This is a genomic window from Alistipes sp. CHKCI003, assembly GCF_900021155.1.
Classification (GTDB): domain Bacteria; phylum Bacteroidota; class Bacteroidia; order Bacteroidales; family Rikenellaceae; genus Alistipes; species Alistipes excrementavium.
On the sequence record NZ_FCNT01000052.1, the window covers coordinates 18,715 to 43,145 of the forward strand.

Annotated in this window: 15 protein-coding genes; 11 read left to right on the forward strand and 4 right to left on the reverse strand. The window is 62.5% G+C overall.

Features of this window, described 5'->3' with window-relative positions:
- The first annotated feature begins 2 nt into the window (after positions 1-2).
- The 9 genes from BN3659_RS06445 to BN3659_RS06485 all read left to right on the forward strand — a co-directional run bounded on the left by BN3659_RS06445 (position 3) and on the right by BN3659_RS06485 (position 15,486).
- A complete protein-coding gene (locus BN3659_RS06445; RefSeq protein WP_141682521.1) occupies positions 3-3,038 on the forward strand; it encodes a DNA gyrase/topoisomerase IV subunit A in 3,036 nt (1,011 codons plus the stop codon).
- 836 nt (positions 3,039-3,874) lie between these two features.
- Positions 3,875-4,405 carry a shikimate kinase gene (locus BN3659_RS06450; RefSeq protein ID WP_091535458.1) on the forward strand — a complete coding sequence of 177 codons (531 nt, stop codon included), beginning with the start codon at positions 3,875-3,877 and terminating at the stop codon, positions 4,403-4,405.
- Positions 4,392-5,165 (forward strand): glutamate racemase, encoded by a 774-nt coding sequence (gene murI, locus BN3659_RS06455; RefSeq protein WP_091535459.1) that lies wholly within the window; start codon positions 4,392-4,394, stop codon positions 5,163-5,165. Before BN3659_RS06450 ends, murI begins: the two co-directional genes overlap by 14 nt.
- A 64-nt stretch (positions 5,166-5,229) precedes the next feature.
- Entirely contained in the window at positions 5,230-8,385 is a 3,156-nt protein-coding gene (locus BN3659_RS06460) for a DNA translocase FtsK (protein ID WP_091535461.1), read from the forward strand.
- Positions 8,386-8,739: 354 nt separating this feature from the next.
- Positions 8,740-9,591 carry a hypothetical protein gene (locus BN3659_RS13480; protein WP_253181068.1) on the forward strand — a complete coding sequence of 284 codons (852 nt, stop codon included), beginning with the start codon at positions 8,740-8,742 and terminating at the stop codon, positions 9,589-9,591.
- A 221-nt stretch (positions 9,592-9,812) separates the two neighbouring features.
- Complete coding sequence (locus tag BN3659_RS06470; RefSeq protein WP_091535462.1) at positions 9,813-10,394, forward strand: hypothetical protein; 582 nt, start codon at positions 9,813-9,815, stop codon at positions 10,392-10,394.
- Positions 10,395-10,408: 14 nt separating this feature from the next.
- Complete coding sequence (locus BN3659_RS06475) at positions 10,409-10,810, forward strand: hypothetical protein (RefSeq protein ID WP_141682522.1); 402 nt, start codon at positions 10,409-10,411, stop codon at positions 10,808-10,810.
- A 648-nt stretch (positions 10,811-11,458) separates the two neighbouring features.
- Positions 11,459-14,095: a DNA gyrase subunit A gene (gene gyrA, locus BN3659_RS06480; RefSeq protein ID WP_091535464.1), complete on the forward strand. Its 2,637-nt coding sequence runs from the start codon at positions 11,459-11,461 to the stop codon at positions 14,093-14,095.
- 35 nt (positions 14,096-14,130) lie between these two features.
- Entirely contained in the window at positions 14,131-15,486 is a 1,356-nt protein-coding gene (locus tag BN3659_RS06485) for a tetratricopeptide repeat protein (RefSeq protein WP_091535469.1), read from the forward strand.
- Between the two features lie 478 nt (positions 15,487-15,964).
- Here the strand turns inward: BN3659_RS06485 and BN3659_RS06490 are convergent, their stop codons facing one another.
- Positions 15,965-17,287, reverse strand: coding sequence for an MATE family efflux transporter (locus BN3659_RS06490; RefSeq protein WP_091535470.1), 1,323 nt, complete (start codon positions 17,285-17,287; stop codon positions 15,965-15,967).
- A 133-nt stretch (positions 17,288-17,420) separates the two neighbouring features.
- On the opposite strand from BN3659_RS06490, the gene BN3659_RS06495 reads away from it, so the two are divergent.
- Both BN3659_RS06495 and BN3659_RS06500 read left to right on the forward strand, forming a co-directional pair.
- A complete protein-coding gene (locus BN3659_RS06495; RefSeq protein WP_091535606.1) occupies positions 17,421-18,653 on the forward strand; it encodes a pseudouridine synthase in 1,233 nt (410 codons plus the stop codon).
- An 848-nt stretch (positions 18,654-19,501) separates the two neighbouring features.
- Complete coding sequence (locus BN3659_RS06500) at positions 19,502-20,431, forward strand: porin (protein WP_224757858.1); 930 nt, start codon at positions 19,502-19,504, stop codon at positions 20,429-20,431.
- A gap of 245 nt (positions 20,432-20,676) precedes the next feature.
- Here the strand turns inward: BN3659_RS06500 and BN3659_RS06505 are convergent, their stop codons facing one another.
- The 3 genes from BN3659_RS06505 to dapA form a co-directional block, all read right to left on the reverse strand.
- Positions 20,677-21,975, reverse strand: coding sequence for a clostripain-related cysteine peptidase (locus BN3659_RS06505; protein WP_091535472.1), 1,299 nt, complete (start codon positions 21,973-21,975; stop codon positions 20,677-20,679).
- Complete coding sequence (locus BN3659_RS06510) at positions 21,972-22,712, reverse strand: DUF4919 domain-containing protein (protein ID WP_091535473.1); 741 nt, start codon at positions 22,710-22,712, stop codon at positions 21,972-21,974. Before BN3659_RS06510 ends, BN3659_RS06505 begins: the two co-directional genes overlap by 4 nt.
- Positions 22,713-23,344: 632 nt before the next feature.
- Positions 23,345-24,235 carry a 4-hydroxy-tetrahydrodipicolinate synthase gene (dapA, locus tag BN3659_RS06515; RefSeq protein ID WP_091535474.1) on the reverse strand — a complete coding sequence of 297 codons (891 nt, stop codon included), beginning with the start codon at positions 24,233-24,235 and terminating at the stop codon, positions 23,345-23,347.
- Positions 24,236-24,431 lie beyond the last annotated feature (196 nt).

The window sequence follows — 24,431 nt, forward strand, 5'->3', positions numbered from 1 at the left end:
GTATGGCTGAAGAACGAGATACGAATCGGGAGCGCGAGGCGCGGGACGAAGCCTCCGGCGACGGAGCGGCGGCACCGGAGGCGGGAGCCGCAGAGGGCGGCGGGCAGACCGTCCGGCCGCAGACGGAAGGCGCGCCGGCGGGCCGCTACGATCGTCTGACGCAGGACGAGGGAAGCGTGCGCAAGCTCACGGGCATGTACAAGAACTGGTTTCTGGATTACGCTTCGTACGTGATCCTCGAACGCGCCGTGCCCCACATCGCGGACGGCCTGAAACCCGTGCAGCGCCGCATCCTCCACGCCATGAAGAGCGTGGACGACGGACGCTACAACAAGGTGGCCAACATCGTGGGGCAGACCATGCAGTACCATCCCCACGGCGACGCTTCGATCAAGGACGCGCTCGTGCAGCTGGGGCAGAAGGAGCTGCTGATCGACTGTCAGGGCAACTGGGGCAACGTACTGACGGGCGACGAAGCCGCCGCGGGCCGTTACATCGAGGCGCGTCTGTCGAAGTTCGCGCTCGACGTGGTGTTCAACAAGAAGACGACCGAGTGGATGCGCTCCTACGACGGCCGCAACGAGGAGCCCGTAACGCTCCCCATCAAATTCCCGCTGCTGCTGGCGCAGGGCTCGGACGGCATCGCCGTGGGGCTGGCGTCGAAGATTCTGCCCCACAACTTCAACGAGCTGATCCATGCTGCGATCGCCCATTTGCAGGGGCGAGAGTTCCGGCTCTTCCCCGACTTCCCGACGGGCGGTCTGGCGGACGTGAGCCGCTACAACGACGGTCTGCGGGGCGGGGCGGTGAAGGTCCGCGCCCGCATCTCGAAGATCGACAAGCGCACGCTGGCCATCACGGAGATCCCCTATACGACCACCACCGAGTCGATCAAGGAGTCGATCATCAAGGCCAACGACAAGGGCAAGATCAGGATCCGGCGCGTGGACGACAATACGGCCGAGAAGGTCGAGATCATCATCCACGTCGCAAACGACGAGTCGAGCGACAAGACCATCGACGCGCTGTACGCCTTCACTGACTGCGAGGTTTCGATCTCGCCGAATGCGTGCGTGATCTACGACGAAAAACCGCACTTCCTCGGCGTGAGCGAAATGTTGCGCCGCTCGGCCGAGCACACGCGCTGTCTGCTGGGCCGCGAGCTCGAAATCCGTCTCGACGAGCTGAACGAAGCGTGGCATGCGGCGTCGCTCGAACGCATCTTCATCGAGAACAAGCTCTACGCCCTGATCGAGGGATGCACGACGCGCGAGGAGGCTTACAAAGCGGTCGATGCAGGGTTGGAGCCCTTCAAAGGGCGGCTCCGCCGTGCGGTTACGCTCGAAGACGTGCAGCGGCTGACGGAGCTGAAGTTCATCCGTATCTCGCGCTACGACAGCGACAAGGCCGACAACGAGATCCGTCAGATCGAGGCCGACATCGAGCAGACGCAATACCATTTGGCGCACCTGACCGAGTATGCCGTGGCCTACTTCGAACGCATCCGCGACAAATACGGCAAGGGCAAGGAGCGCCGCACGGAGCTGCGCGAGTTCGACTGCATCGAGGCTACGAAGGTGGCCGTAACGAATGCCAAGCTCTACGTGGACCGTGCCGAAGGATTTTTCGGCATCGGCAAGTCGATGAAGGATGCGGAGTTCGTCTGCGACTGCTCGGACATCGACGATGTGATCGTCTTCACGCGCGACGGCCGCTACGTCATCACGAAGGTGAGCGACAAGGCGTTCTTCGATAAGAACATCTACTACATCGGCGTTTTCAAGCGCAACGACGAACGCACGATCTACAACCTGCTCTACCGCGACGGCAAGAACGGACCGATCATGATGAAGCGCTGCGCCATCAAGGGCATCACGCGCGACAAGGAGTACGACATCACGAAGGGGACGCCTAAGAGTGAAATACTCTATATGTCTGTCAATCCGAACGGAGAGGCCGAAGTGCTCAAGGTTTACTTCAAGCCGCGGCCGCGATTGAAGAAGGTGATCGTCGATCTCGATTTCTCGACACTCGCCATCAAGGGACGCCAGAGTCAGGGCAACCTTTTCTCGCGTTACGGCATCCACAAGATCGTGCTCAAGGAGCGCGGCGCCTCTACGCTCGGCGGACAGGACATCTGGTACGACGAGGAGGTGCGGCGGCTGAATGCCGACGGACGCGGCGTGCTGCTCGGGGAGTTCGAGGGCGACGACAGGTTGATCGTGTGGACCTCTAAGAATCAGTATTATATCACGGGTTACGAACTCTCGCAGCACTTCCCCGACGAGACGGTGCGTGTCGAGAAATACGAACCCGATCGGATCTATGCGCTCTGCTATTACGATGCGGAGCAGAAGTATTACTACTTGAAACGCTTCACGGCCGAGGCGAGCGAACGGATGCAGTTCTTCCTCGACGAGGAGGGCGCGGCCGAGTTCGTAGCCATGACGGGTGCGGCGGGGACGAAACTCCGCATCGCCTACAAGGGTGCGCATGCATCGCGTCCGGCGGACGAGATCGACGTGGACGAGTTCATCGGCGTGAAGAGCCACCGGGCCAAAGGCAAAAGACTGACGACGTACGAAGTAGATTCGCTCGCCTTCATCGAACCCGAGCCGCCGACCGAGGCCGAACCGGACGAAGCTCCGGGGGGCGGCGAATCCGGCCCGGAGGGGCCGATCGGTTTCGAGGCGTTCTCCGCCAATGCGGAGCGGGCGGAAGATCGGGATGTTGCGAATGGTTCGGGCGCTTCGGATGTTGCGCGGACGGAGGACACCCGCACACCGGACCGGGACGCCGGTTCCGGCGGGGCCGCACACCTGCGTCCGCAAACGGGTGGAGGCGGCGAGGGGGCGCAGCCGGTGGCGGGCAGCAAGACTGCCGGACATTCGAAATCGGCAGGCGGCGGCCGGGGAACTGCCTTAGGACCTGTGTTTCCGAACCGTCCGAAGGAGGAGGGGGGCGTCGAGTTCGAGATCGAACGCGCCGTGGGCGATGCCGATCAGATGATCGATTCCGAACAGTTGAATCTGTTCTGATCCGGCATCCGCTCGCAGCCGGGCCGGACCGGGACGTTCCTGTGCAGAGCCCGCGGCAGCCGGAATGCGGGACTGCGAGAAAATGGCCTGTATGGAGCGGAATCGACGGTGTGCTTCCCGGCGGAGGAGCTCCCGGCAGTGGGTTCTCGTGCCGTTTACGCCGGATTGGACGCATGCCGGATCGGGTATCGGACGGATTTCCGGGTTTTGGGACGACGGGGCGCGGCGGAAGTTCGGAGCCTCGGCTGGCGGTATCGGAGAGCGGATCGGTTTCCGGGGAATATGCGCGACACGGAGCCGGAATCGGGACCGGCGTGCGGGCTGCCTGCTCGGAGGCGGATGCGGCGCCGCGAAGTCGGTGGCTGTCCGAACGGCATCGGCGGTGGAGGCCGTGGGGGCGTGAACAGCCCGGGGGGCGAAGAAGCGGATTGTCTGTCGGTCGTCGATTCCCGGCCGGCAGAAGGTGTGGCGAGGTAAGATAGGATAAGATAAGATAAGGTAAGATAAGGCGAGGCGAGACTTTCTGCTATGGTGCGGAAAGCACTCCGTGTGCGGAACCGGCAGTTTGGTCGGGAGTGTGCGTGCCGGTCCGGCGATGTTCGGGATGCGAATTCGAAGTTCGGCCGGGCGGTGCGATTCGGAAATCGGAGTTTGCGGTTCGCTGTTCGAAGCCCGGCGGCAGGAGCTTGGAGCGCTGGATTCGCAGTGCGGGGCGCACTGCGGAGCAGGACGAAGCCGCGAGTAAGAGAACAGGCTTGTCATGTAGGTCTATGCGGATTTGAGGTAATGATGTGCAGTTGTTGGCGGATCAAATAGATAATCGACTTTTGCGAAATATGGGGCCGATCTTTCTGGTGGGGTATATGGGGTGCGGCAAGAGCACTTTGGGGCGGAAACTCGCCCGCCGGCTCGGTGTGCCGTTCTTCGACACGGACAGCGTGGTCGAAGAGCGCGAAGGGGCGTCGGTCTGCGACATTTTCCGTTACGAGGGCGAAACCCGTTTCCGCGAATTGGAGCGTGCGGCGATCGAGACGATCATCGCCGAGGGGGGTGTGTGCGTGGTCTCCACGGGCGGCGGCCTGCCTCTGTGGGGCGACAACATGGAACGCATGAACGGTGCGGGGCATACGGTCTACCTGCGGCGTACGGCCGAGCAAATCGCCGGGAGACTGACGCCGTATGGCCGTCGCAAACGTCCTAAATTGAGTGGTCTTAATGATGTCGAACTCGTGGAATACATGAGATCGGACATGCCCCGTCGCGAGCTGTTCTACGCCAAGGCCCACTCGACCGTGGAGTGCGGCGCGATGAGCGACGAGGAGTTGGTCGCACGGTTATCGAACGAATTCGGAGATGGACGACGATAGACCCATAGGAGTTTACGATTCGGGCATGGGCGGCCTGACGGTGTGGCGTGCGCTGCGCGCTGCGCTGCCCGGGGAGTCGCTCCTCTACCTCGGCGACGGCAAAAACTGCCCCTACGGATCGAAACCGCGCGAGGAGGTCCGGCGGCTGGCCGACGAGGCGGTCGCCGCACTCGTGGCCGAAGGGTGCAAGATGGTGGTCGTGGCGTGCAACACGGCCACGGCCGCGGCGATCGATTTCCTGCGCAGCAAGTACGCTCCGATGCCTATCGTCGGCATGGAGCCTGCGGTGAAACCCGCCTGTCTCCGCACCCGGAGCGGAGTGGTCGGGGTGCTCGCTACGGAGCGCAGCCTCGACGGCGAATTGTTCCGCCGTACGGCCGCCCGCTATGCGGCGGATGCCGAGGTGGTCGCCGCGGCCGGCGAGGGGTTCGTCGAACTGGTCGAAGGCGATCTGGAGACGACCCCCGAGGCCGAAGCATGCGTGCGGCGCGTGCTCGAACCCATCCTCCGGCAGGGGGCCGACCAGATCGTGCTGGGGTGTACGCACTATCCCTTTCTGCTGCCCGCGATCGAACGGGTCGCCGCCGGATGGGGAGCCGCGATCGTCGATCCGTCGCCCGCCGTCGCCCGCCGCGTCGCGCAGTTGCTCGACCGGTACGCACTGCATGCCCCTGCGGACCGCGCACCCCGCTTCGGGTTCCGCACCTTCGCCGACGAGGCTTACCGCCGGCGTCTCGAACGGAAAGCGCTGGGGCGATAATTTCGTATTCTGAAAAAAAATCCGTACCTTCGCTTGATTTATCAAGCGTATTTTCTCCGACACGATGGCATCCGAACATACGACACCCCCGAGCAGGAAGCGGAACGTGCAGCGCACCAACGGCGACAGCGCCCGTTGGATCGCAGGGCTCGTGCTCTTTTTCGCAGGGCTTTACATCACGTCTTCCGTCCTCTTCTACTTCCTCTGCTGGCGCAGCGACCTGAGCGTGCTGCAGGGCGTCGGTGCCGAGGACCCGCGCTTCGACGGTTCGGTCGAGAACCTGTGCGGCCGCTCCGGAGCGTGGCTCGGCGAGTTGATCGCCGGACGCGGATTCGGTTTGTTCGGCATCCTGCTGCCGGTGATGCTGATGCTCGTCGGGGTGCGGATCATCCGTCGCAAGCCGCTGATGCTTAACCATTCGATTCTCAGTCTTTTCCTCATCATGATCCTCGGGTCGCTGACGCTGGGATTCGTATTCGGCGACAAGTTCAACCTCATCGCCAGCAGCGGTTGGGGCGGCGCCCTCGGCATCGAGGCGGCGCGGATGCTGGACGAAGGGATCGGCGCCGTGGGTACGGCGCTCGTGCTGCTCGGCGGGTGGATTCTGACGGGCGTGTTCATCAACCGCAATTTCATCAATACGGTCAATTCGGCCGGCAACGCCGTGGTCGACAAGGGCGGCCGGATCGTGGAGATCGTCAAACACCGGGTCGTGCCGACCCACTCTCGCGGCGACGGAGCGGAGGGGGCGGATGCTACGGACGGGCAGACCTGTGCAAGCGCCGTCCGGCAAAGGTCCGGGGCGGTCGGGGAGACGGTCCGTCCGGCGGCGGCATCGCCCGGCGACGACGACGCCGACCGCCGGCGCTTCGGGCAGGCCGGGACCGAAGGTGCGGCGCTCGGTCGTCCGGCTGCGGCTCGGTCTGCGGAGGAGGCTGCGACGGCGGATGCCGTTTCGCCTGCTTCGTCTGCGACGGCGGCTCGTTTCGGGGCGGCGGGGCGGACGGGAGTGCCCGTCGAGATCGAGAAACCTGCGATGGAGACGGCGGAGCCGAGGGGGGGGCGCCCCCTGAGGCCGGCGGCGACCGGAGAGGACGATCCCTTCGTGGTGTTGACGACGGATGGAGGAGCAACCTCCCGAAATGCGGAGATGCCGGCCGCGCCGGCTCGGGGCCGGGTCGTGATGGGCAGCGACGGACTGATCGAACTCGATCTTTCGGACGAAGGGGCGGCGGCGCCTGCGGCCTCGCAATCCGGTGTGGACCCTGTGGTCGCCGAACGGCTGCTTTCGGGGCTGAAGGATGCCGGGCCGGAGGAGGGGCTGACGGAAATACTCCTCGACGAAGGCGGGGGCGAGACGGCCCTCGCGTCCGCCGGAGCGGCGCGCGAACGGGCTGCTGTGCATGCGGCGGCCGAAGGGCTGACGGAGTTGACGCTCGGCGGGGCGGATGCCGGCGGACAATGCGGTTCCGGCGGGGATGCCGGGCGCGGAGGGACTGCTGTGCATGCGGCGGCCGAAGGACTGACGGAGTTGACGCTCGGCGAGGCGGGGGCGGCCGGAACGGCGCAGGCACTCCCCGTAGCCGGAGCTGCGGCGGCCGGGCGACCTTCGGACGCTGCGGCTGCTGCGGACGGCTCGGGCATTGTGATTACGGTCGAGGAGCGCCGGGCCGCACTGGTCGACGAGCGCAAGATCACGACCGAAGCCTACGATCCGCTCAAAGACCTCGTGAACTACCGCCGTCCGCCCGTGAGCCTGCTGGAGGACTATCAATCCGATTCGGAGGTGAGCGACGAGGAGATCTACGAGAACAAGTCCCGCATCGAAGAGACGCTCAAATATTTCAATATACCCATACAGCGGATCAAGGCTACGGTCGGGCCTACCGTTACGCTCTACGAGATCGTGCAGGCGCAGGGGGTCAAGATTTCGAAGATACAGGGGCTCGAAAACGACATCGCCCAAAGCCTGAAGGCGCTCGGCATCCGCATCATCGCGCCGATCCCGGGCAAGGGAACCATCGGCATCGAGGTCCCCAACCGCGACAAGCAGGTGGTGTCGATGTATTCCGCCGTGCGGTCGATGCGCTTTCAGGAGTCGAGGGCCGAACTGCCCGTGGTGATCGGCCGCACGATCCAGAACGAGAACTACGTCTTCGATCTGGCGAAGATGCCCCACCTGCTCGTGGCGGGTGCCACGGGGCAGGGCAAGTCCGTGGGGCTGAATGCGATCATCACGTCGCTGCTCTACAAGAAACACCCGGCGCAGCTCAAATTCGTGATGATCGACCCCAAGATGGTCGAGTTCTCGCTCTATGCCAAGATCGAGCGTCATTTCCTCGCCAAGATGGAGTCCGAAGAGGAGGCGATCATCACCGATCCGAAGAAAGCGGTCTATACGCTCAATTCGCTTTGCACCGAGATGGACAACCGTCTGGAACTCTGCAAGAAGGCCGGAGCACGCAACATCGCCGAATACAACGAGAAGTTCGTCTCGCGCCGGCTGAATCCCCAGAACGGGCACCGCTATCTGCCCTATATCGTGGTGGTGGTCGACGAGTTCGCCGACCTCATCATGACGGCCCGCGAGGTCGAGGGGCCCGTGATGCGTCTGGCGCAGAAGGCGCGCGCCATCGGCATCCACCTCATCATCGCCACGCAGCGCCCCGACGTGAAGGTCATCACGGGCGGCATCAAAGCCAACTTCCCGGCGCGTATCGCTTTCCGCGTGATGCAGATGATCGACTCGCGCACGATCATCGACCAGCCCGGGGCCAATCAGCTCATCGGCCGCGGCGACATGCTCTTTTCGAAGGACGGGGAGCTGACCCGCATCCAGTGTGCGCTGGTCGAAACGCGCGAAGTGGAACGGATCGTGGACTACATTTCCAAGCAGCAGGGCTACACCGAGCCTTATCCGTTGCCGGACTACACGCCCGAGACGGGCAGCGAAGCGCCCGCGGGCGGCGAGAGCGGAGCGCCCGTGAAATACGATTCGCTCTTCGCCGAGATCGCCCGCTCGGCCGTGTCGGGCGGTTCGATCTCCACGTCGATGATCCAGCGCAACTACGAGGTGGGCTTCAACCGTGCGGGCCGCATCATGATGCAGCTCGAACGTGCCGGCATCGTGGGGCGGCAGGAGGGGGCCAAGCCGCGCGACATTCTCTACCACGACTTGCCGTCGCTCGAAGCCCGCTTGCAGGAGCTCGACGTGTTCTGACCGGGGGGGCCGGACGTTGGCTGTTCGGGTCGGCGGTCGGGGCCTGTACGAAGCCCCCGGGCGGATGCGCGCCTCCGCAAAAGACGGGGCTGCCTGCCGCCCGCACCTCGCGCAGGACCGGAGCTCCGACGCTGCGGACTGCGGACCGTGCGGCGCGGGAGAAGCCGGAATTCGTCCGGCCTGTGCCGCGCCGAAAAAACATCTTCGATTCTCGGAGGCGGTTTCGTTGCGCCGGGTGCGATCCGGGCTTCGCCCGAAGATTGCCGAGGCGGGGGAACGGCTTACGAAAGAGAACGTTCCGCGGCGAAAATAGGGTTCGAAATATCTATCGTATCGTTAATTATATAGTTGTCTATGTCGATCGTCCGAAATTCACACTCCTTTCGCCGCCTCCTGAGTGGGGCGGTGCTCTCGATGACGGCGCTCTCGGCCGTGGCTTCGACTTCCGCCTCCGCTTTGCCTGCTGCGGAGAGGGACCGCCTTCCCGTTTCGGCCGGAATCCTGTCCGTTGCGGCCGACCGTATTCCCGCGCCGGATGAAATCCTGTCCGATGCGGAGCCCGGTCGTTTGCGGTATTCCGAACGAGTGCGGCCCGCTGCGGCACCGGCAGGCCGGCGGCAGAACGGGGTTTCCGCGGCTGATCCGGTTGCCGGAGCCGATGCGGCGCACTCCCGTGCCGCGGAGTTGCTGCGCATGCTGTCCGACCGCATCCGGTCGCTGGGCCGCTATGCGGCGGCCTTCGCGGTCGAAGCCGACGGACAGTCGGCGGCGGGACGGTATACGGTCGGCGGCGACAGTTACTACCTCCGGCTGGGCGATGCCGAGGTCTACGGCGACGGCCGGGTGCGGTATGAGGTGGACAACCGCCGCCGGGAGGTGGCGGTCGATCGGGTGGATGCGGCGAGCCGGAATCTGCTGGACAACCCGACGCGGGCGTTCGATTTCGTGGACGACGAATTCGAGGCCGAACTGCTGTGGGAGCGCGACGGCCGTGCCGCCGTGAAGCTCACGCCGAAAGCGGGGGCGGTGCCGTGCGTCGTTACCGTTGCGCTCGATACGCGGACGATGCGTCCCCTGTCGCTCGAATACGACTTCGACGGCGAGCGCATCCGGATCGTCGTCCGCAGCCTCGAAGCGGTGGACAAGGCGCCGAAGGAATACGATCCGGCCGAGTACCGCACCTATGAAACGATCGACTTCCGGTAGGTATTCGGATGATCGGTGCTCTCTAAAGATTTATCGATCTGATAAAACGTCTTTTGGGTATTTTTTTCTTGATAAAATTTTTATTATATAAAATTTTATATTATTTTTAACAAAAAGAAAGGAGGGGTGTATTTTCATTTGATGATTTTATGTACTGTAAATATTGAAATTTAGTGGTAAAATTGAATTCGTTTATTGTTTTTTTTATTAATCGGACTGCCATGAAAAAGATTATGACATTGTTTGCTTTGGCATTGTGTGCATGTCAGGGTGAAGAGCAACAAGTGGAGCAAAATGTAAACAATTCAGATTTGCAAACGATAACAGAAGACATTGTATTATTGGAGAATTTTAATGGATACGGTGTCGATCTGCAAATTGAAAATATGTATGGTACACGGGTAGATAATAATGCGTTGTATTTATTGAGCGTTACTAAACCGAATCGTACTTTGGAAATCAATTTTATAATGAAAGTTGATGTTTTATCGGATGGGGGATATAAAGTTGCATTGTATACGGATGATGCGGATGATGATTCCGAATTCTTAGGTGCTTTTATATATGATGCAACAGATCGGCTTTCTGATGTAATTGTTTCGTATGAGACTCGTGCGAGAAAAGAGGGGGAGTGTTATGTGGATTGTGTGAAACGGGAATATAAGGAGCGGAAGGACGCTATGGCGGAACGGCCTTTGGACGATGTGGCGTGCAGTTGGATGGGCGGAATTTGCAATACGCTGATTCTTGCTGGAGCCGCATACGACTGCTGCGATACGGAGGATAATATGACGACCGAATGATAATACAATGGATTATGAATACTTCTATGCTATTTTTCTTCGTGCTTTTTCAAGGCCTGATCTACCTGACGGGAATCGTGTATGCCATCTGCGCCTATGCGCATAAACGGATCGGAGTCGGTTCCCTGCTCATCTCGTTCGTGTTGTTTCCCTTTCCTCCGGCCATCCCGCTTGTCTGCTTCTACGGCGAACGACGGCGTGCGAAACATACGGAACAACCCTTTGACGGCCGTCGGATCGAGGCGGGTTGGCTCCTCGTGCTGTTCGCAGTTCTTACGAGCGGTGGCATGAACGCTCTGTGCCGGACGACCGGTGCGGACACCGATTTGGGTCTCTCGTGCAGTCTGCTGGCTACGTTGCTTGCCTCATGGCTCGTCTTGTGGCTGGTGCGTCCGGCGCATCGGTGCAAGGGCTGAGGGAGGCAGAGCGTTGTCGGCCCGATCGGGGTATTTCCAAGGGAAGCGCGGCTCGGCGGCGCTTCCATTTTTTCTCGTCCTCCCGCTCCGTCTTCGTTCGCCCTGTCGGTTCGTCCGACGTTGTCATGCCTCGTCCGGCGTCGGTTGTCGTATGTGCCGGCGCCGGACGTGTGCCTTGCGGCCGTCTCCCCGCCCCCGTGATTCCCGAGCGACTGCGCTTGTCTCGTCGGAAATCTCGTCGTGTTCGGCGGCTGTGCTGCCCGTCGTCCGGTTTCGTGGCTGTCCCGGTGCGGGCCGGAGCTGCGGGACGTATCCGTCCGGCGGACTGTGCCCGCCGCAGCCTGCCGAATCAGGGCCGCCGGCAGTGCGCCGCAGATGCTTCGGAGCGCCTCCCCGCCCGGGGCCGGCGGGCGTTTTGCGGCTTCGGTCGTTGTCCGGAATGTTTTTCCGCCATCGTCTCCGGGCCTCGGCCCCGACCACCGGTCGGGCGACCGGAAAAAAGCCTTCAGATCGGCGGAAAAGGGGCAATAACGGGGGCCCGACCGGGAAATCCGCCCGGCGGATGCGATTTTTCCAGCGCGGGAGTTGCTCAAAACGGAAAAAAATCGTATTTTTGTTCGTTAAAACAGATGTAATCCCAAGACGGAAATGCTAACTGAAGAAGAAAAAAATGCCGGTCTGGTGGGGCGTATCATTCCCATCAATATCGAAGAACAGATGAAAACGGCGTACATCGACTATTCGATGTCGGTCATCGTCTCCCGCGCGCTGCCCGACGTGCGCGACGGTCTGAAGCCCGTGCACCGCCGTATTCTCTACGATATGAGCGCCGAGCTCAATCTCTACTCGGACAAGCCGACCCGTAAGTCGGCCCGTATCGTCGGCGACGTGCTCGGTAAGTTCCACCCCCACGGCGACGCCTCGGTCTACGACGCCATGGTGCGTCTGGCGCAGGAGTGGTCGATGCGTTATCCGCTGGTCGACGGACAGGGCAACTTCGGTTCGATGGACGGCGACTCGCCTGCGGCGATGCGTTACACCGAGGCCCGCATGAAGAAGATCACCGACGAGGTGATGGCCGACATCGACAAGGAGACGGTCGACTGGACGCTCAACTTCGACGATACGATCCCCGAACCCACGGTGCTGCCGACGAAAATTCCGCTTCTGCTGGTCAACGGCGCGAGCGGCATCGCCGTCGGTATGGCGACCAACATGGCGCCGCACAACCTCGGCGAGGTGGTCGACGCCTGCTGCGCCTATGTGGACAACCCCGAGATCGAGTGCGAGGAGCTGCTGCGCTATGTGAAGGGGCCCGACTTCCCCACGGGCGGCATCATCTACGGCTACGAAGGCGTCCGCGAAGCGCTGCTCACGGGCCGCGGCCGCGTGGTGATGCGCGCGAAGACCGAAATCGAGCACACGGCCAGCGGCCGCGAGTGCATCGTCGTAACGGAGATTCCCTACATGATCAACAAGGCGGAGATGATCAAGAAGATCGCCGACATGATCAACGAGAAGAAGATCGAGGGTATCTCCTACATCAACGACGAGTCCGACCGCAACGGCCTGCGGATCATCATCATCCTCAAGCAGGACGCCGTGGCGAGCGTGGTGCTCAACACGCTGTTCAAGAATACGCCGCTCCAGACCTCGTTCGCGGTGAACAACATCGCGCTCGTCAACGGCCGGCCCATGCTGCTCAACCTGCGCGATCTGGTGCGGCATTTCGTGGATCACCGCCACGACGTCGTGGTGCGCCGCACGCGCTTCGATCTGCGCAAGGCCGAGGAGCGGCTGCACATCGTGCTGGGTCTGTTGATCGCGCAGGACAACATCGAGGAGATCATCCGCATCATCCGCTCGTCGCAGACGCCCGATCTGGCCAAGCAGACGATGACCGAGCGCTTCGGCCTGAGCGACTTGCAGGCTTCGGCCATCATCGAGATGCGCCTGCGCGCCCTCACGGGGCTCGAACACGGCAAGCTCACGGCCGAACGCGACGAACTGGAGAAGCAGATCGCCTATTTCAGGGAGGTGCTCGAAACGCCCGCCGAGCAGATGCGGATCATCAAGGAGGAGCTGCTCGATATGAAGGAGAAATACGGCGACGAACGCCGTTCGGAGATCGTCTATGCCTCCGAGGAGTTCAACCCCGAGGATTTCTACGCCGACGACGACATGGTCATCACCATCTCGCACATGGGATACATCAAACGTACTCCGTTGGCCGAATACCGCACGCAGAACCGCGGCGGCGTGGGCGTGAAGGGAAGCGCCACGCGCGACGAAGACTTCATCGAACACATCTACGTGGCCACGATGCACAACACGATGCTCTTCTTCACGGAGAAGGGCCGCTGCTATTGGCTCAAGGTCTACGAGATTCCCGAGGGGGCGCGTTCGTCGAAGGGCCGCGCCATCCAGAACGTCATCCAGATCGAGTCCGACGACAAGGTGCGCGCCTACATCAACGTGAAGCGCCTCGACGATGCCGACTACGTGAACGACAACTACATCATCATGTGCACGAAGGACGGTACGATCAAGAAAACCCGGCTCGAAGCCTACTCGCGTCCGCGCCAGAGCGGCGTGAACGCCATCGTGATCCGCGAGGGCGACCAGCTGATCGAGGCCAAGCTCACCAGCGGCCGCGCCGAGGTGATGCTCGCGGCCCGCGAAGGCAAGGCGATCCGTTTCAACGAGAGTACGGTGCGTCCGATCGGGCGTGTCGGCGCCGGCGTGCGCGGCATTTCGATCGACGAAGGCGACGAGGTGGTCGGCATGATCTGTGTGGAACCCGATTCGAAGCAGGAGGTGCTGGTGCTGAGCGAGAACGGCTACGGCAAGCGGACCGATCTGGAGGAATACCGCATCACCAACCGCGGCGGCAAGGGCGTGAAGACGATCAACGTTACGGAGAAGACGGGCAAACTCATCTCCATTCAGGCCGTAACGGACGACAACGATCTGATGATTATCAACCGCTCGGGTCTGACGATCCGCACGGCCGTGTCGCAGATCCGCGTCGCGGGCCGTGCGACGCAGGGCGTGCGCATCATCAACCTGCGCGAGGGCGATGCCATCGCCTCGGTGATGGCCGTGCCCCGCTCGGAAGAGGAGGAGACGGCTGCGGCGGCGGACGAAACCGGTGCCGCGCAGTCGGACGGGGCGACGACGACTCCGGCCGACGACACCGCCGCCGCACCGGCGGACGGAGCGCCTGCTGCGACGGAGGAGCCCGAAGCCGGAAAGCCGGAGCGGCCGGCCGGAAGCGACGAATGAACGAAACAGCTAAATAAAACCTTTAATTTTTTACTATGAAACGATTGATTTTGATGGTTGCTGCGGCTCTGGTGCTGGCCGCACCCGCCGCCGAAGCGCAGAAGGTCAATAAGGAGGCGCTGCTGGCGAAAATCGCCAAGAGCGATGCCGATGTCGCCAATGCGAAGAAGGGGGCCAAAGCCTCTACGTGGATCAACCGCGGCAAGGCCTACTACGAGGCTGCGGCCGAACCGACGAAAAGTCTCTTCGCTAATATGGAGGCGCAGATGATGCGGCTCACCGTCGGCGAACCCGTGTCGAAGGAGCAGGAGACGCTCGGCGAAGAGGGAAATACGAAGACCTACGAAGTATGGGTCTATCCCTATTTCCGCGCCTATGTGCTGGACGGCAAGATCGCTGCATGGAAGCTGACGCAGCGCGTGGCCGACGGTTTGGTGGAGACCGCGATCGAGTCCTATGCGAAGGCTTACGAGCTCGATCCCAAATCGGCCGACAGGGTGAAAGCGGGTCTGAAGCAGATCAGCGATTTCTGCTCGCAGGAGGGCAACGTGAACCTCGAACTGGGCGACTTCAAGGCTGCGGCCGATGCGTTCGGTCTGGCTTATGCGGCGCAGGCGGTACCCGCCTACGGAGGTGCCGATCCCGAGCTGCTCTACTATGCGGGCTATCTCGAAACGGTCAACGGATCGAAGGATCCCGCCTCGTTCGCCAAGGGCGCCGAGTACCTCGAAAAGGCCATCGAGGAGGGCTACGAAGGCGAAGAGGGGCTCAGCTACTACTATCTTTTCTATTGCTACTACGGCCAGAAAGACGCCGATCCGGCCAATCTGCAAAAGGCCAAGCAGACGTTGCTGACCGGTCTGGACAAATATCCCAAGAGCCAGCGCATCCTTGACGGTCTGATGTCGCTCTATACCTCGGAAGAGGGGCTGGGCGATCCCGCCGACCTGATTTCGCGCTTCGACGCCGCCATCGCGGAAGACCCCGACAATGTGGATATGTGGTTCGGCCTCGGACGGATCTATGCGGCTCTGAAGAATAACGACGAGTGCATCGTGGCGTTCAAAAAGGTCGCCGAGCTGGCCCCCGACGTGTTCGACGGCTATTTCTGGACGGGTTATTTCTATGTCGAGAAGGGCAACGCCATGAACGAGGAGCTGAACAATAAGCCGTGGACGGGCAAGGCTGCCTACGACGAGGAGCAGAAAGTCATCAACGCGGTCTACGCCGAGGCGATTCCGTGGTTCGAGAAGGCGCTGGAGATCAAGCCGAACGATCTCAATACGGTCGATTATCTGAAATCCATCAGCTTCCGCCTGCGCGACGAGGAGGGGATGATGGAGAAGTACAACAAATACAACGAACTGCTCCAGCAGATTCAGGCTCAGTAGACCGGTCGTACCCGGTGCGGGAAGAGGGTGTCCGGCAAGTTGCGGACACCCTCTTTTTGTGCGTGCTCCTGTCCGGGAGCGATTCCGAATATGCGGTTCTCGGATGGCGGAAATACATGCCGGAGCTTCCGTTTTTATTTCGCTTTCGGGGGATTGCGCTCTGCGCCCTGCCGTGAGGTCCTCCGTGAGTTAGCCGGGAGCCGGTCGGGAAGCTCCTTCGGAGAACGGGACGGAGAGCTCTAATCCGATGTGCGGAATATCGGCTGTCTGTGTGCCGGGAAACGATCCTGCGGTCGGTTGCGAATGTTTGCGGTGGCTGTGCGCCGGTTCCGGTACCGACGATGCGCGGCATGCGCGGGGCCGGGCCAGAGGTGCTTCGCACCGGCTCGGAGGGGCGGCGGCTCGCGGACAGGGCGGCATGGCGAAATGGCATTTCGCGGGGCGCCCGTGATAAAACGGGGAGCGTCCGGCTCCCGCGTCAGCGGGCCTTGGCGTAGATCGCGCGCAGGCGGTCGGTCATGAAGAATTGCAGGATGCCGCGCAGGAACATGTAGAGCGTGAAAGCGAGCCAGAGGGCATTGTTGCCGATCCAGCCGTAAAGCCCGTAGTAAATGGCGAAATAGGCCGCCGTGGAGCAGAACATCGAATTGCGCATGATGCGCGAGTGGGTGGCGCCGACCATGATGCCGTCCATGATGAAGGGCATGGCGCTGGCGAGCGGGATGGCGATGATCCAGCCGATGTAGCGACCTGCGAGGGTGACGATGGCCGCGGCGTTGGGGGCATCGGGCTCTACGAAGATGCCGACCAGCTCGCGCCACCAGCCGACGTACAGCCCGACGAATACGACCGACACGACCATGCCCCACAGGATGCACTTGCGCAGACAGTCGCGCAGCGACCTTTCGTCGCGCGCTCCGATGAAGCGGCCCGTGAGCGCTTCGGCCGCGTAGGCGAAACCGTCGTTCATGTAGGAGAAGAGCGTGAAAAGCTCCAGCAGCAGCGTGTTGACGGCCAGCATCGCCGGATCGTCCATGCGGGCCGAGGCGCCCGTGAAGAACGTGTAGACGGCCACGATGCAGAGCGTCCGCAGGATGATGTCGCGGTTGACGGCGAAGAACGCGCGCAGAGGCTTGAGGTCCACCACCTCGCGCCAGTCGATGCGGGTGATTTTTTTGCGGTAGAAGATCCTCAGCAGTACGACCGACAACGCCACGCCCGTCCATTGGGCGATGACCGAACCGTAGGCGATCCCGACGATTCCCATGTCCATGCGGAACGCGAACCAAAGGCTGCACGACATGTGGACGATGTTGACCGTAACGGCCGTACACATCGGGATCACGGCGTTCTGCATGCCGTTGTACCAGCCGTTGAGCCCGAAGAGCAGGATGCCTGCCGGTACGGCCCAGATGCGGGTATAGTAGTAGTCGCGCGTCATCTGGCTGCCGTTCATGGCCCACAGGGCCGCCTCGCCCAACGGGTATTGCAGCATGAGGATCAGCAGGCCCAGCAGGAGCGCCACGGCGATCGCGCGGGCCAGCATGTTGGTGCATTCGCGGAAGTTGCCCGCGCCGAAGGCCTGAGCCGTGAGGCCGCTGGTGCCCATGCGCACGAACGAGCAGTTCCAGTAGATGAAGTTGAAGATCGAGACGCCGATGGCGAGCGATCCGATCGTCGCGGCCGAGTCCGTGCCCCAGTGTCCCGCAATGGCCGTACTCACGATGCCCATCAGCGGCACCGTGATGTTCGATACGATGTTCGGGACTGCGATTCGCAGGATTTCGCGGTTCATGGTCATGTACGGCGGCAAAGATACGGCTAATTCGGCAAAAATGTGCCGTCCGCGGACTTTTCTCCCGAAATCGGGTGCGGGAATGGACCCGCATCCGAAAAAATGCATTACCTTTGCCGCAACTTACGATTATTTTATTATGAAAGATTTCAAGAACGACTCGACGGATGCCCTTTCGCGTTTCGGACGCGACAGACGGGTGCGCACGGCTGCGGCTGCGACGGAGCGCGTCGAGCGTGGCCCGCGTCCGCAGCGTGATGCCGCCGACTCGGGGCGATCGTCCTACCGCGGCCGTGCGTCGTACAATCCCAATTTCACGGCGGACAATCGTCCGGTGCAGTCCGGGCGTCCGGCACGCGGCTCCGAGGGTCGTCCCGCTTACGGGGAGCGCGGACGCAGCTATGCAGACAAACCCGCTTACGGTGCGAAGAGCGGTTCCGGCGACCGGAAATCGGGCCCGAAGCGCTACGGCGATCGTCCGGCTCCGGGCGACCGCGGCCGCGGTTATGGCGACCGACCCGCCTACGGGGAGAAGCGCGGATGCGGCGCACCCGAGAAATTCGGCGGCAAGCCTTCGTGCGGCAAACCTCGGAAGGGATTCAGACGCAGCGACAAGCCTGCGGGCGACTATCCGCGCTACAACCCCGGCAAACAGATCGGCGAGATGCGCCTGAACCGCTACATCGCCCAGTCGGGCATCTGCTCGCGCCGCGAAGCCGACGACTTCATTCAGGCCGGACTCGTCTCGGTCAACGGTAGGATCGTTACCGAGCTGGGAACGAAAGTGATGCCGAACGACGAGGTGAGGTTCAACGACAGCCGCGTGCAGGGCGAGAAGAAGGTGTACCTCGTGCTCAACAAGCCGAAAGGGTATGTAACGACGCTCGACGATCCGCATGCGGACAAGACCGTGATGGAACTGGTGAAGGGGGCCTGTACGGAGCGCATCTATCCCGTGGGCCGTCTCGACAAGAACAGCGTCGGGCTGCTGCTCTTCACCAACGACGGCGATCTCACGCGCCAGCTGACGCACCCTTCCTACCGGAAGAAGAAAATCTATCAGGTAACGCTCGACAAGGCGCTCGAACGGGCCGATATGGAGGCCATCGCCGAGGGCATCACGCTCGAAGACGGCGAAATACATGCCGACGAGATCGCCTATGTCAAGGACGACCGCAAGGAGATCGGCATCGAGATCCACTCGGGCCGCAACCGCATCGTGCGCCGTATCTTCGAACATCTGGGCTATACGGTCCAGAAGCTCGACCGCGTCTATTACGCCGGTCTCACGAAGAAGAACCTCAAACGCGGCGCATGGCGCTTCCTCACGCGCGAGGAGGTCGAACGGCTCAAGTCGGGGCAGTACGAATAGGGAGCGCCGCTACTGTCCGGATTGCCGTCCGGATTGCCGTCCGGTCCGTTTTTTCCGGTCCGTTTCGTCCGGACTGCTGTCCGGCCCGTTTCGGCCCGGGCGGCTGGAACGATAAAAGGACTTTTCGCAAAGGCCGGTTTTCAGGATTGCGTCCGGTCGGGAAGATTCCCGACCGGACGATGATTTTTTGCGGTACGGGGAGACCGGAGCGCCGTCTGTATTTGCATTCGGGGCTGCCGCGCCTTTGTTGTGCCCCCGTTGTACCTCTGCTGTGTCTCTGCTGCGCTTCTGCTGTGTCCTTGCCGTGCCTTTGTTGCGTCTCTGCTGTGCCTCCGCCGTGCCGGATTTCATCGAAATGTAATGTATGTGTCATCGGGCTGTAAAACGAAAGCCGTTCTTTTGCAGCGTTCACCGCATGATGTTATCGAATGACGACACGCTGCATGCTCCTCGTTTCGCTCCTCGGGAGCTCTTTTATTGCCGCTGCGCGACCTGCGCCTGAGGCCGGTCCGTATTTTTCCGCCGTATCCGCCGCGGCGTTCCGTCCCGACGATCCTGCCGTCGCAGAGCTCGTGTCGCACGGAACCGCCGGTGAGGGCCGTGCCGTTTCCGCTGCGTGCGGAGCGGGTGCGGAATCGAGTTGCGCGCCGTGTCCGTCTTCCGATGCGAGCGGAGCGGAGGACGTTGCGGAGGCTGTGGAATACTCGGTTTCTGCCGGGGGCAGGGCGGGGGGCGATTCGCTTCCGGCGGGAGGACGTCTGCCTTCTGAGGTCTTCGGAAAGAGTGCGGGGCAGGGCGGGGTGAAGCGGCCGGACGCTCTTTCCGCCGGACCGGAATCGGCATTTTCCGTGCGGATCAACGGTACGGTCCGCGCGAAGTTCGAATACCAGCCCGACATCGACAAGGGGCGTTTCGAGGTGCGCAACGCCCGTTTCGGCCTTTCGGGCAGCGTTACGCCCGTCGTGGATTACAAGGCCGAGATCGACCTTTCGGACGAAGGGTCGATCCGGATGCTCGACGCCTATGTGCGGCTCGACATGCTGCGGAGCAGGTTGCGCTTCACCATCGGCCAGATGCGTGTGCCGTTCACGATCGACGCCCACCGTTCGCCCCACGAGCAGTACTTCGCCAACCGTTCGTTCATCGCCAAGCAGGCCGGCAACGTCCGCGATGTGGGGGCCACGCTCGGCTGGTCGTTCGGCGGGGAGATTCCCGTCGTGATCGAAGGGGGCCTGTTCAACGGTTCGGGACTTACGGAGCAGAAGGATTTCTGGACCGGGCGGTTCAACTATTCGATCAAGGGGCAGGCGTGGTTCGCCGAACGGGTCAACCTCACGCTCGGTTTTCAGAAGGTGCGGCCCGAGGCGGTGGATGTCTGCATGTACGACGCGGGCGTTTTTTACGACGACGGCCGCTGGCACGTCGAGGCGGAATATCTGCGGAAGAACTATGCCGGCGGAGCCTTCCCCGGGGTCAATGCGGTCGATGCGTTCGTCTGCCGCGATTTCCCCGTGAAACGGATCCTGAACCGCATTTCGGTGCTCCTGCGGTACGATTACCTTTCGGACCACAGCGACGGCACGTTCGGCAGCGACGGAGTGCTCCATGCGGACGATCCGGCCCGCCACCGCATCACGGGCGGCCTGACCTTCGGATTGGGGCTGCCGTTTCGGGCCGATATCCGGCTCAACTACGAAGCCTATTTCTACCGGGCGTCCGCAGTTCCGGCCGTTTCCGAACAGGATAAATTGGTCGTGGAGTTCATGGTGCGGTTCTGACGCCTCGGCACGCAGGTGCGAAGCGTTTCCGGTAAGGCGGGCGCAATCCGAGTTTCGGTCGGGAATGTCCGGGAACGGGCGGACATTCCCGACCGAAGCGGCCGTTTCCGAAAAGCCGGGTGCGGAACCGGGTGCCGTTCGGCCTGTGCCGAGATGCGAAAACGGGGTTGCAAACAGGAAACGCCCGGCAGCTATGGCAGCGCCGGGCGTTTCCTGTTCCGGATTGCGGGTTCCCGCTGTGCCGGTCAGTGCGTCGCCCGGTACCAGCTCGTCCGCTTGTTCTCTTCGGTATATACTTCGGACGGTTCGCTGATGGAGACGCCCGTGTAATAGACGATGGGATTCAACCGTTGGTTGTAGGCCGAGTAGAACGATTCGGTATGCAGCCGGCACTCCGCGGGAAAGGCGAGCGCCATCTGCGCTTCGAAATCCGCGAGCAGGGCCGGATCGTCGCACACGGAGTTTACGTAGTGTCCGAAATCGAACAGCAGGGGCGACGACAGCGCTTCGTAGATCTGAAGCTGCCGAGGGTCGTAGTCGCGTCGGGGCGCGGCGTTGATGCGGCGCATGACCCCGGCCAGCGCGTCGAGCTGCGCGGTAACGGTCATCGAGATGCAGCCCGAGCGGTAGTAGCCCGACTGCGCGTCGTAGTAGTCGTAGAAGTTTTCGCACGTCTGCCGCATCTTCGAGGCGGCGTCCGCATCCGAAAGCAGGGCGGGAACGAACTGGTCGTAGGGGAAGCCGATGCCCATCACTTCGCAGGGCGAAGCGACGATGTAGTCGGCGCTGCGGCGCAGGTCGTAGAGGGTCTCGATGTTGGCCATGAAGCAGGCGTCGAAGATCAGGTATTCGGGCCGCGTCGCGAGTCCTTCGAGGACCGCGGCCAGTTCGGCGATGTCGAGTTCGTGCTGCGCGTCGCCGAACGATCGCGTGGGCAGCGCCCCGTCGGCCGGCGTCCAGTAGTCGCCGCAGAGGTTTTTGCCGTGGATGCGGAGCGTGCCGCTGGAGGCCGGCACCCACGCTTTGCCGTGGCAGCCGATGATGATGCCGTAGGTGTCGGCCGGCGCCGCGGCCTGCATGCAGGCGAACATCTGCGCCACGTCTTCCGGATCGGAGGCTTCGAAGGGACTGATCGTCTTCAGCGTTTCGAGCACGCCCTTTCCCCGGTCGGCATCGTAGCGGACCTCCTGCATGAGAGCCGAACTCCGGTCCGTCGGCTGGTAGCAGACGACGATCCGGTTTTCGGCGAGCATCGCCGCGTCCACCGCATTGCACATGCCCTCGATGTTTTGCGTGTAGAACCGCAGGAGCGAGGTGCCCGTGAGATAGACCATGATCGTATGGTTGCGGCCGACGGGTGCGGGCGGTTCGACGGAGGGTCTGTCGTCCGAGGTGCAGGAGGCGCCTGCGAGCAGCAGGAGCGCGAGCAGCACGAATCCCGCGGCTCTGCCGGGAAGGCGGCGCCGGCCGCGGATTCGGGCGGATCGCGGTGCGCACACCGCCCGGAGGGTTTGCGTTTTCGTCTTCGGGATGCGTTTCATCATTTGTATTCGCGCGGTTTGAGGTTGTTGAACTGCCACGTCCGCTCGCGCTTGAAGGTGTAGCCTTCGGGCTTGTTGCGGTAAATGCGGCTGTAATCGAAATAGAGCCCCTTGACCTTGCGGCCGTCGATCTGCTTCGCTTCGAGCAGCGGCACGTACTCCGTCGTGCGGCTCACGATGCGGCTTTTGCCCGGGATCAGACCGTCGGCCGTCATCACGTCGAGCGCATGGTCGAACATCAGGATGTGCTGCGGCGTGCGCTGCGTCAGTGCGTCGCCCGTCGATTTGATCGCGGCGACGACCTTCTGCATGCGGTCGTAGTAGGCCGTCTCCTGCTCCTTGTTGCCCAGAGCGCCGTAGGCGTAGGCCATCAGGTTGAGCAGCTTCGGGCTGAAGGGATCCCGTTCGAGGGCCGCCGTGCCCGACATGATGAGGGCTTCGAGGTCCTCGACGCGGGGTTTGTCCGGATCGAGACGCGCGGCCACCAGCAGCGTGCGGTCGAGGTCGTCGTTGGTCGACAGGGGCTTGTACTCGTCGCGGAAGGCGTAGCCGTAGTAGAGGTAGCGGTAGTCGTCGACGGTGAGCGTCGTGTCGCCCGCATTGTAGCGGATCAACAGGTTGGGGTAGTAGTAGGGCGAAGAGGCCTGCGTGGTCCGGTCGAAGATCGCCTCTTCGTCCGGCGCCTGTGCCGCGGCCAGTGCGGGCAGCAGCAGCGCTGCGATGCGGAATAGTCGTTTCATCGGTCGTTTTTTCTGCAATGATACATTGACGGTCGTATATTTTGTCGCACCGGCGGTCGGAGCGCTTCGGCCTTGCGAGGCGGAGGAAGGTGCCTCCCGCGCCGGATAGCGTGGACGGATCCGGTTCGTTCGCTTGCTTTCCTCCCCCCCCCGGCAAAACCCGTACTTGCGTTCGGTTTTGCGCACGGCACGACGAGACGGACCCGTTCCCCCGGAGTGTCGGACGTGCGGTCCGGCAATCCGCTCGCGTGCGGGCGCGTTCGTCCGCCGTAGGCGGTCGGGGGGCGGAGCGGACTTGCGGATGCGGCCCGCGGGCCCGACGACCGGCGTCCGATGCGAGCTCCGGCATCCGGAATTTCCGGCATGTACAGTACGAATATCCGTACATGCCGCGTATTTCCGGCGTCGTTCTCCGTCGTCTTCCGCACGTTCTCCGCCGCCTGTTTTGCGGCTCTTCGCCGCCTGTGTCCCGGATGCCACTTCCGCGTCTGCTCCGGGACCGTATGCACCGGTCGCGGGGCGGCTCTGCGAATTGATGCTCCCCGTGCCGCACGGGGGAGCATGCCGGGCGGCAGCTCCCGGGGAGTTGGCGCGCCGAACGGCGCGCCGCTTTCGGTAGCAATAACGCGAAATCAGCGCAAATCGTATTCCGCGATCAGTTTTCGGAGCCGTTCTTCCAGCGCTTTCGAACCCGGTACGAGCGGCAGCCGCAGCGTGTTGCCGATCCGGCCCATCGCTGCCAGCGCGCATTTCACGCCCGTGGGATTGCCCTCGGCGAAGAGCGCCTGCACGGCTTCGGCCAGCGCTTCGTACTCTTTGTCCGCGGCGGCGAAATCGCCGGCCTTCGCCCGGTTCATGCACTGCATGAACCGCTCGGGAAAGGCGTTCACCGCCACTGAGATCACACCGTCGCCGCCGCGCCGCATCAGTTCGATGGCCATCGCATCGTCGCCCGAGAGGACGAGAAATCCCTCGGGCCGGCGGTCGATGATCTGCTGGATCTGCTCGATGTCGCCCGACGCCTCCTTGATGCCGACGATGTTCGGGAAGTCCGCCGCCAGCCGGAGCGTGGTCCGGGCCGTCATGTTGACCCCCGTGCGGCCCGGGATGTTGTAGAGGATCACGGGCACGGGCGAGTGCTCCGAGACGGTGCGGAAATGCTGGTACAACCCCTCCTGCGAGGGTTTGTTGTAGTAGGGCGTAACGCTCAGGATGGCGTCGGCGCCGCGCAGGTCGAATTCGCGGAGCTGATCGAGCACCTCGGAGGTCGAATTGCCGCCGCAACCCATCACCAACGGTACGCGGCCCGCGATCTGGTTCGAGATGAACATGGCGATCACGGCCCGTTCGGGCATGTAGAGCGTCGGGGTCTCGGCCGTGGTGCCCAGCGCGACGATATAGTCCGCGCCGCCCTCGATCACGTAGTCGATCATGCGGGCGAGCGCTTCGTAGTCCACCCGTCCGTCGGATGTGAAGGGGGTGATCATGGCGGCTCCTACGCCGGAAAGTTTGTGTTTCAACATATCAAGCGAGTTGTGTTGTTTGATTCGTACTATAATCGTCCGGCTCGGCGGCCGTGTGTGTCGGCCGCATGTTTTGGCGTGCCGGAGCAGTCGTCCGGCGGGTGCCGTTCCGCGGCGGGGCGCCTGCCTGCTGCGGCCGTGCTCCCGCCTCGGCGCTTCCCTCTCCGGTTCGGGATCGGCCCGGCGGGAGCTGGAA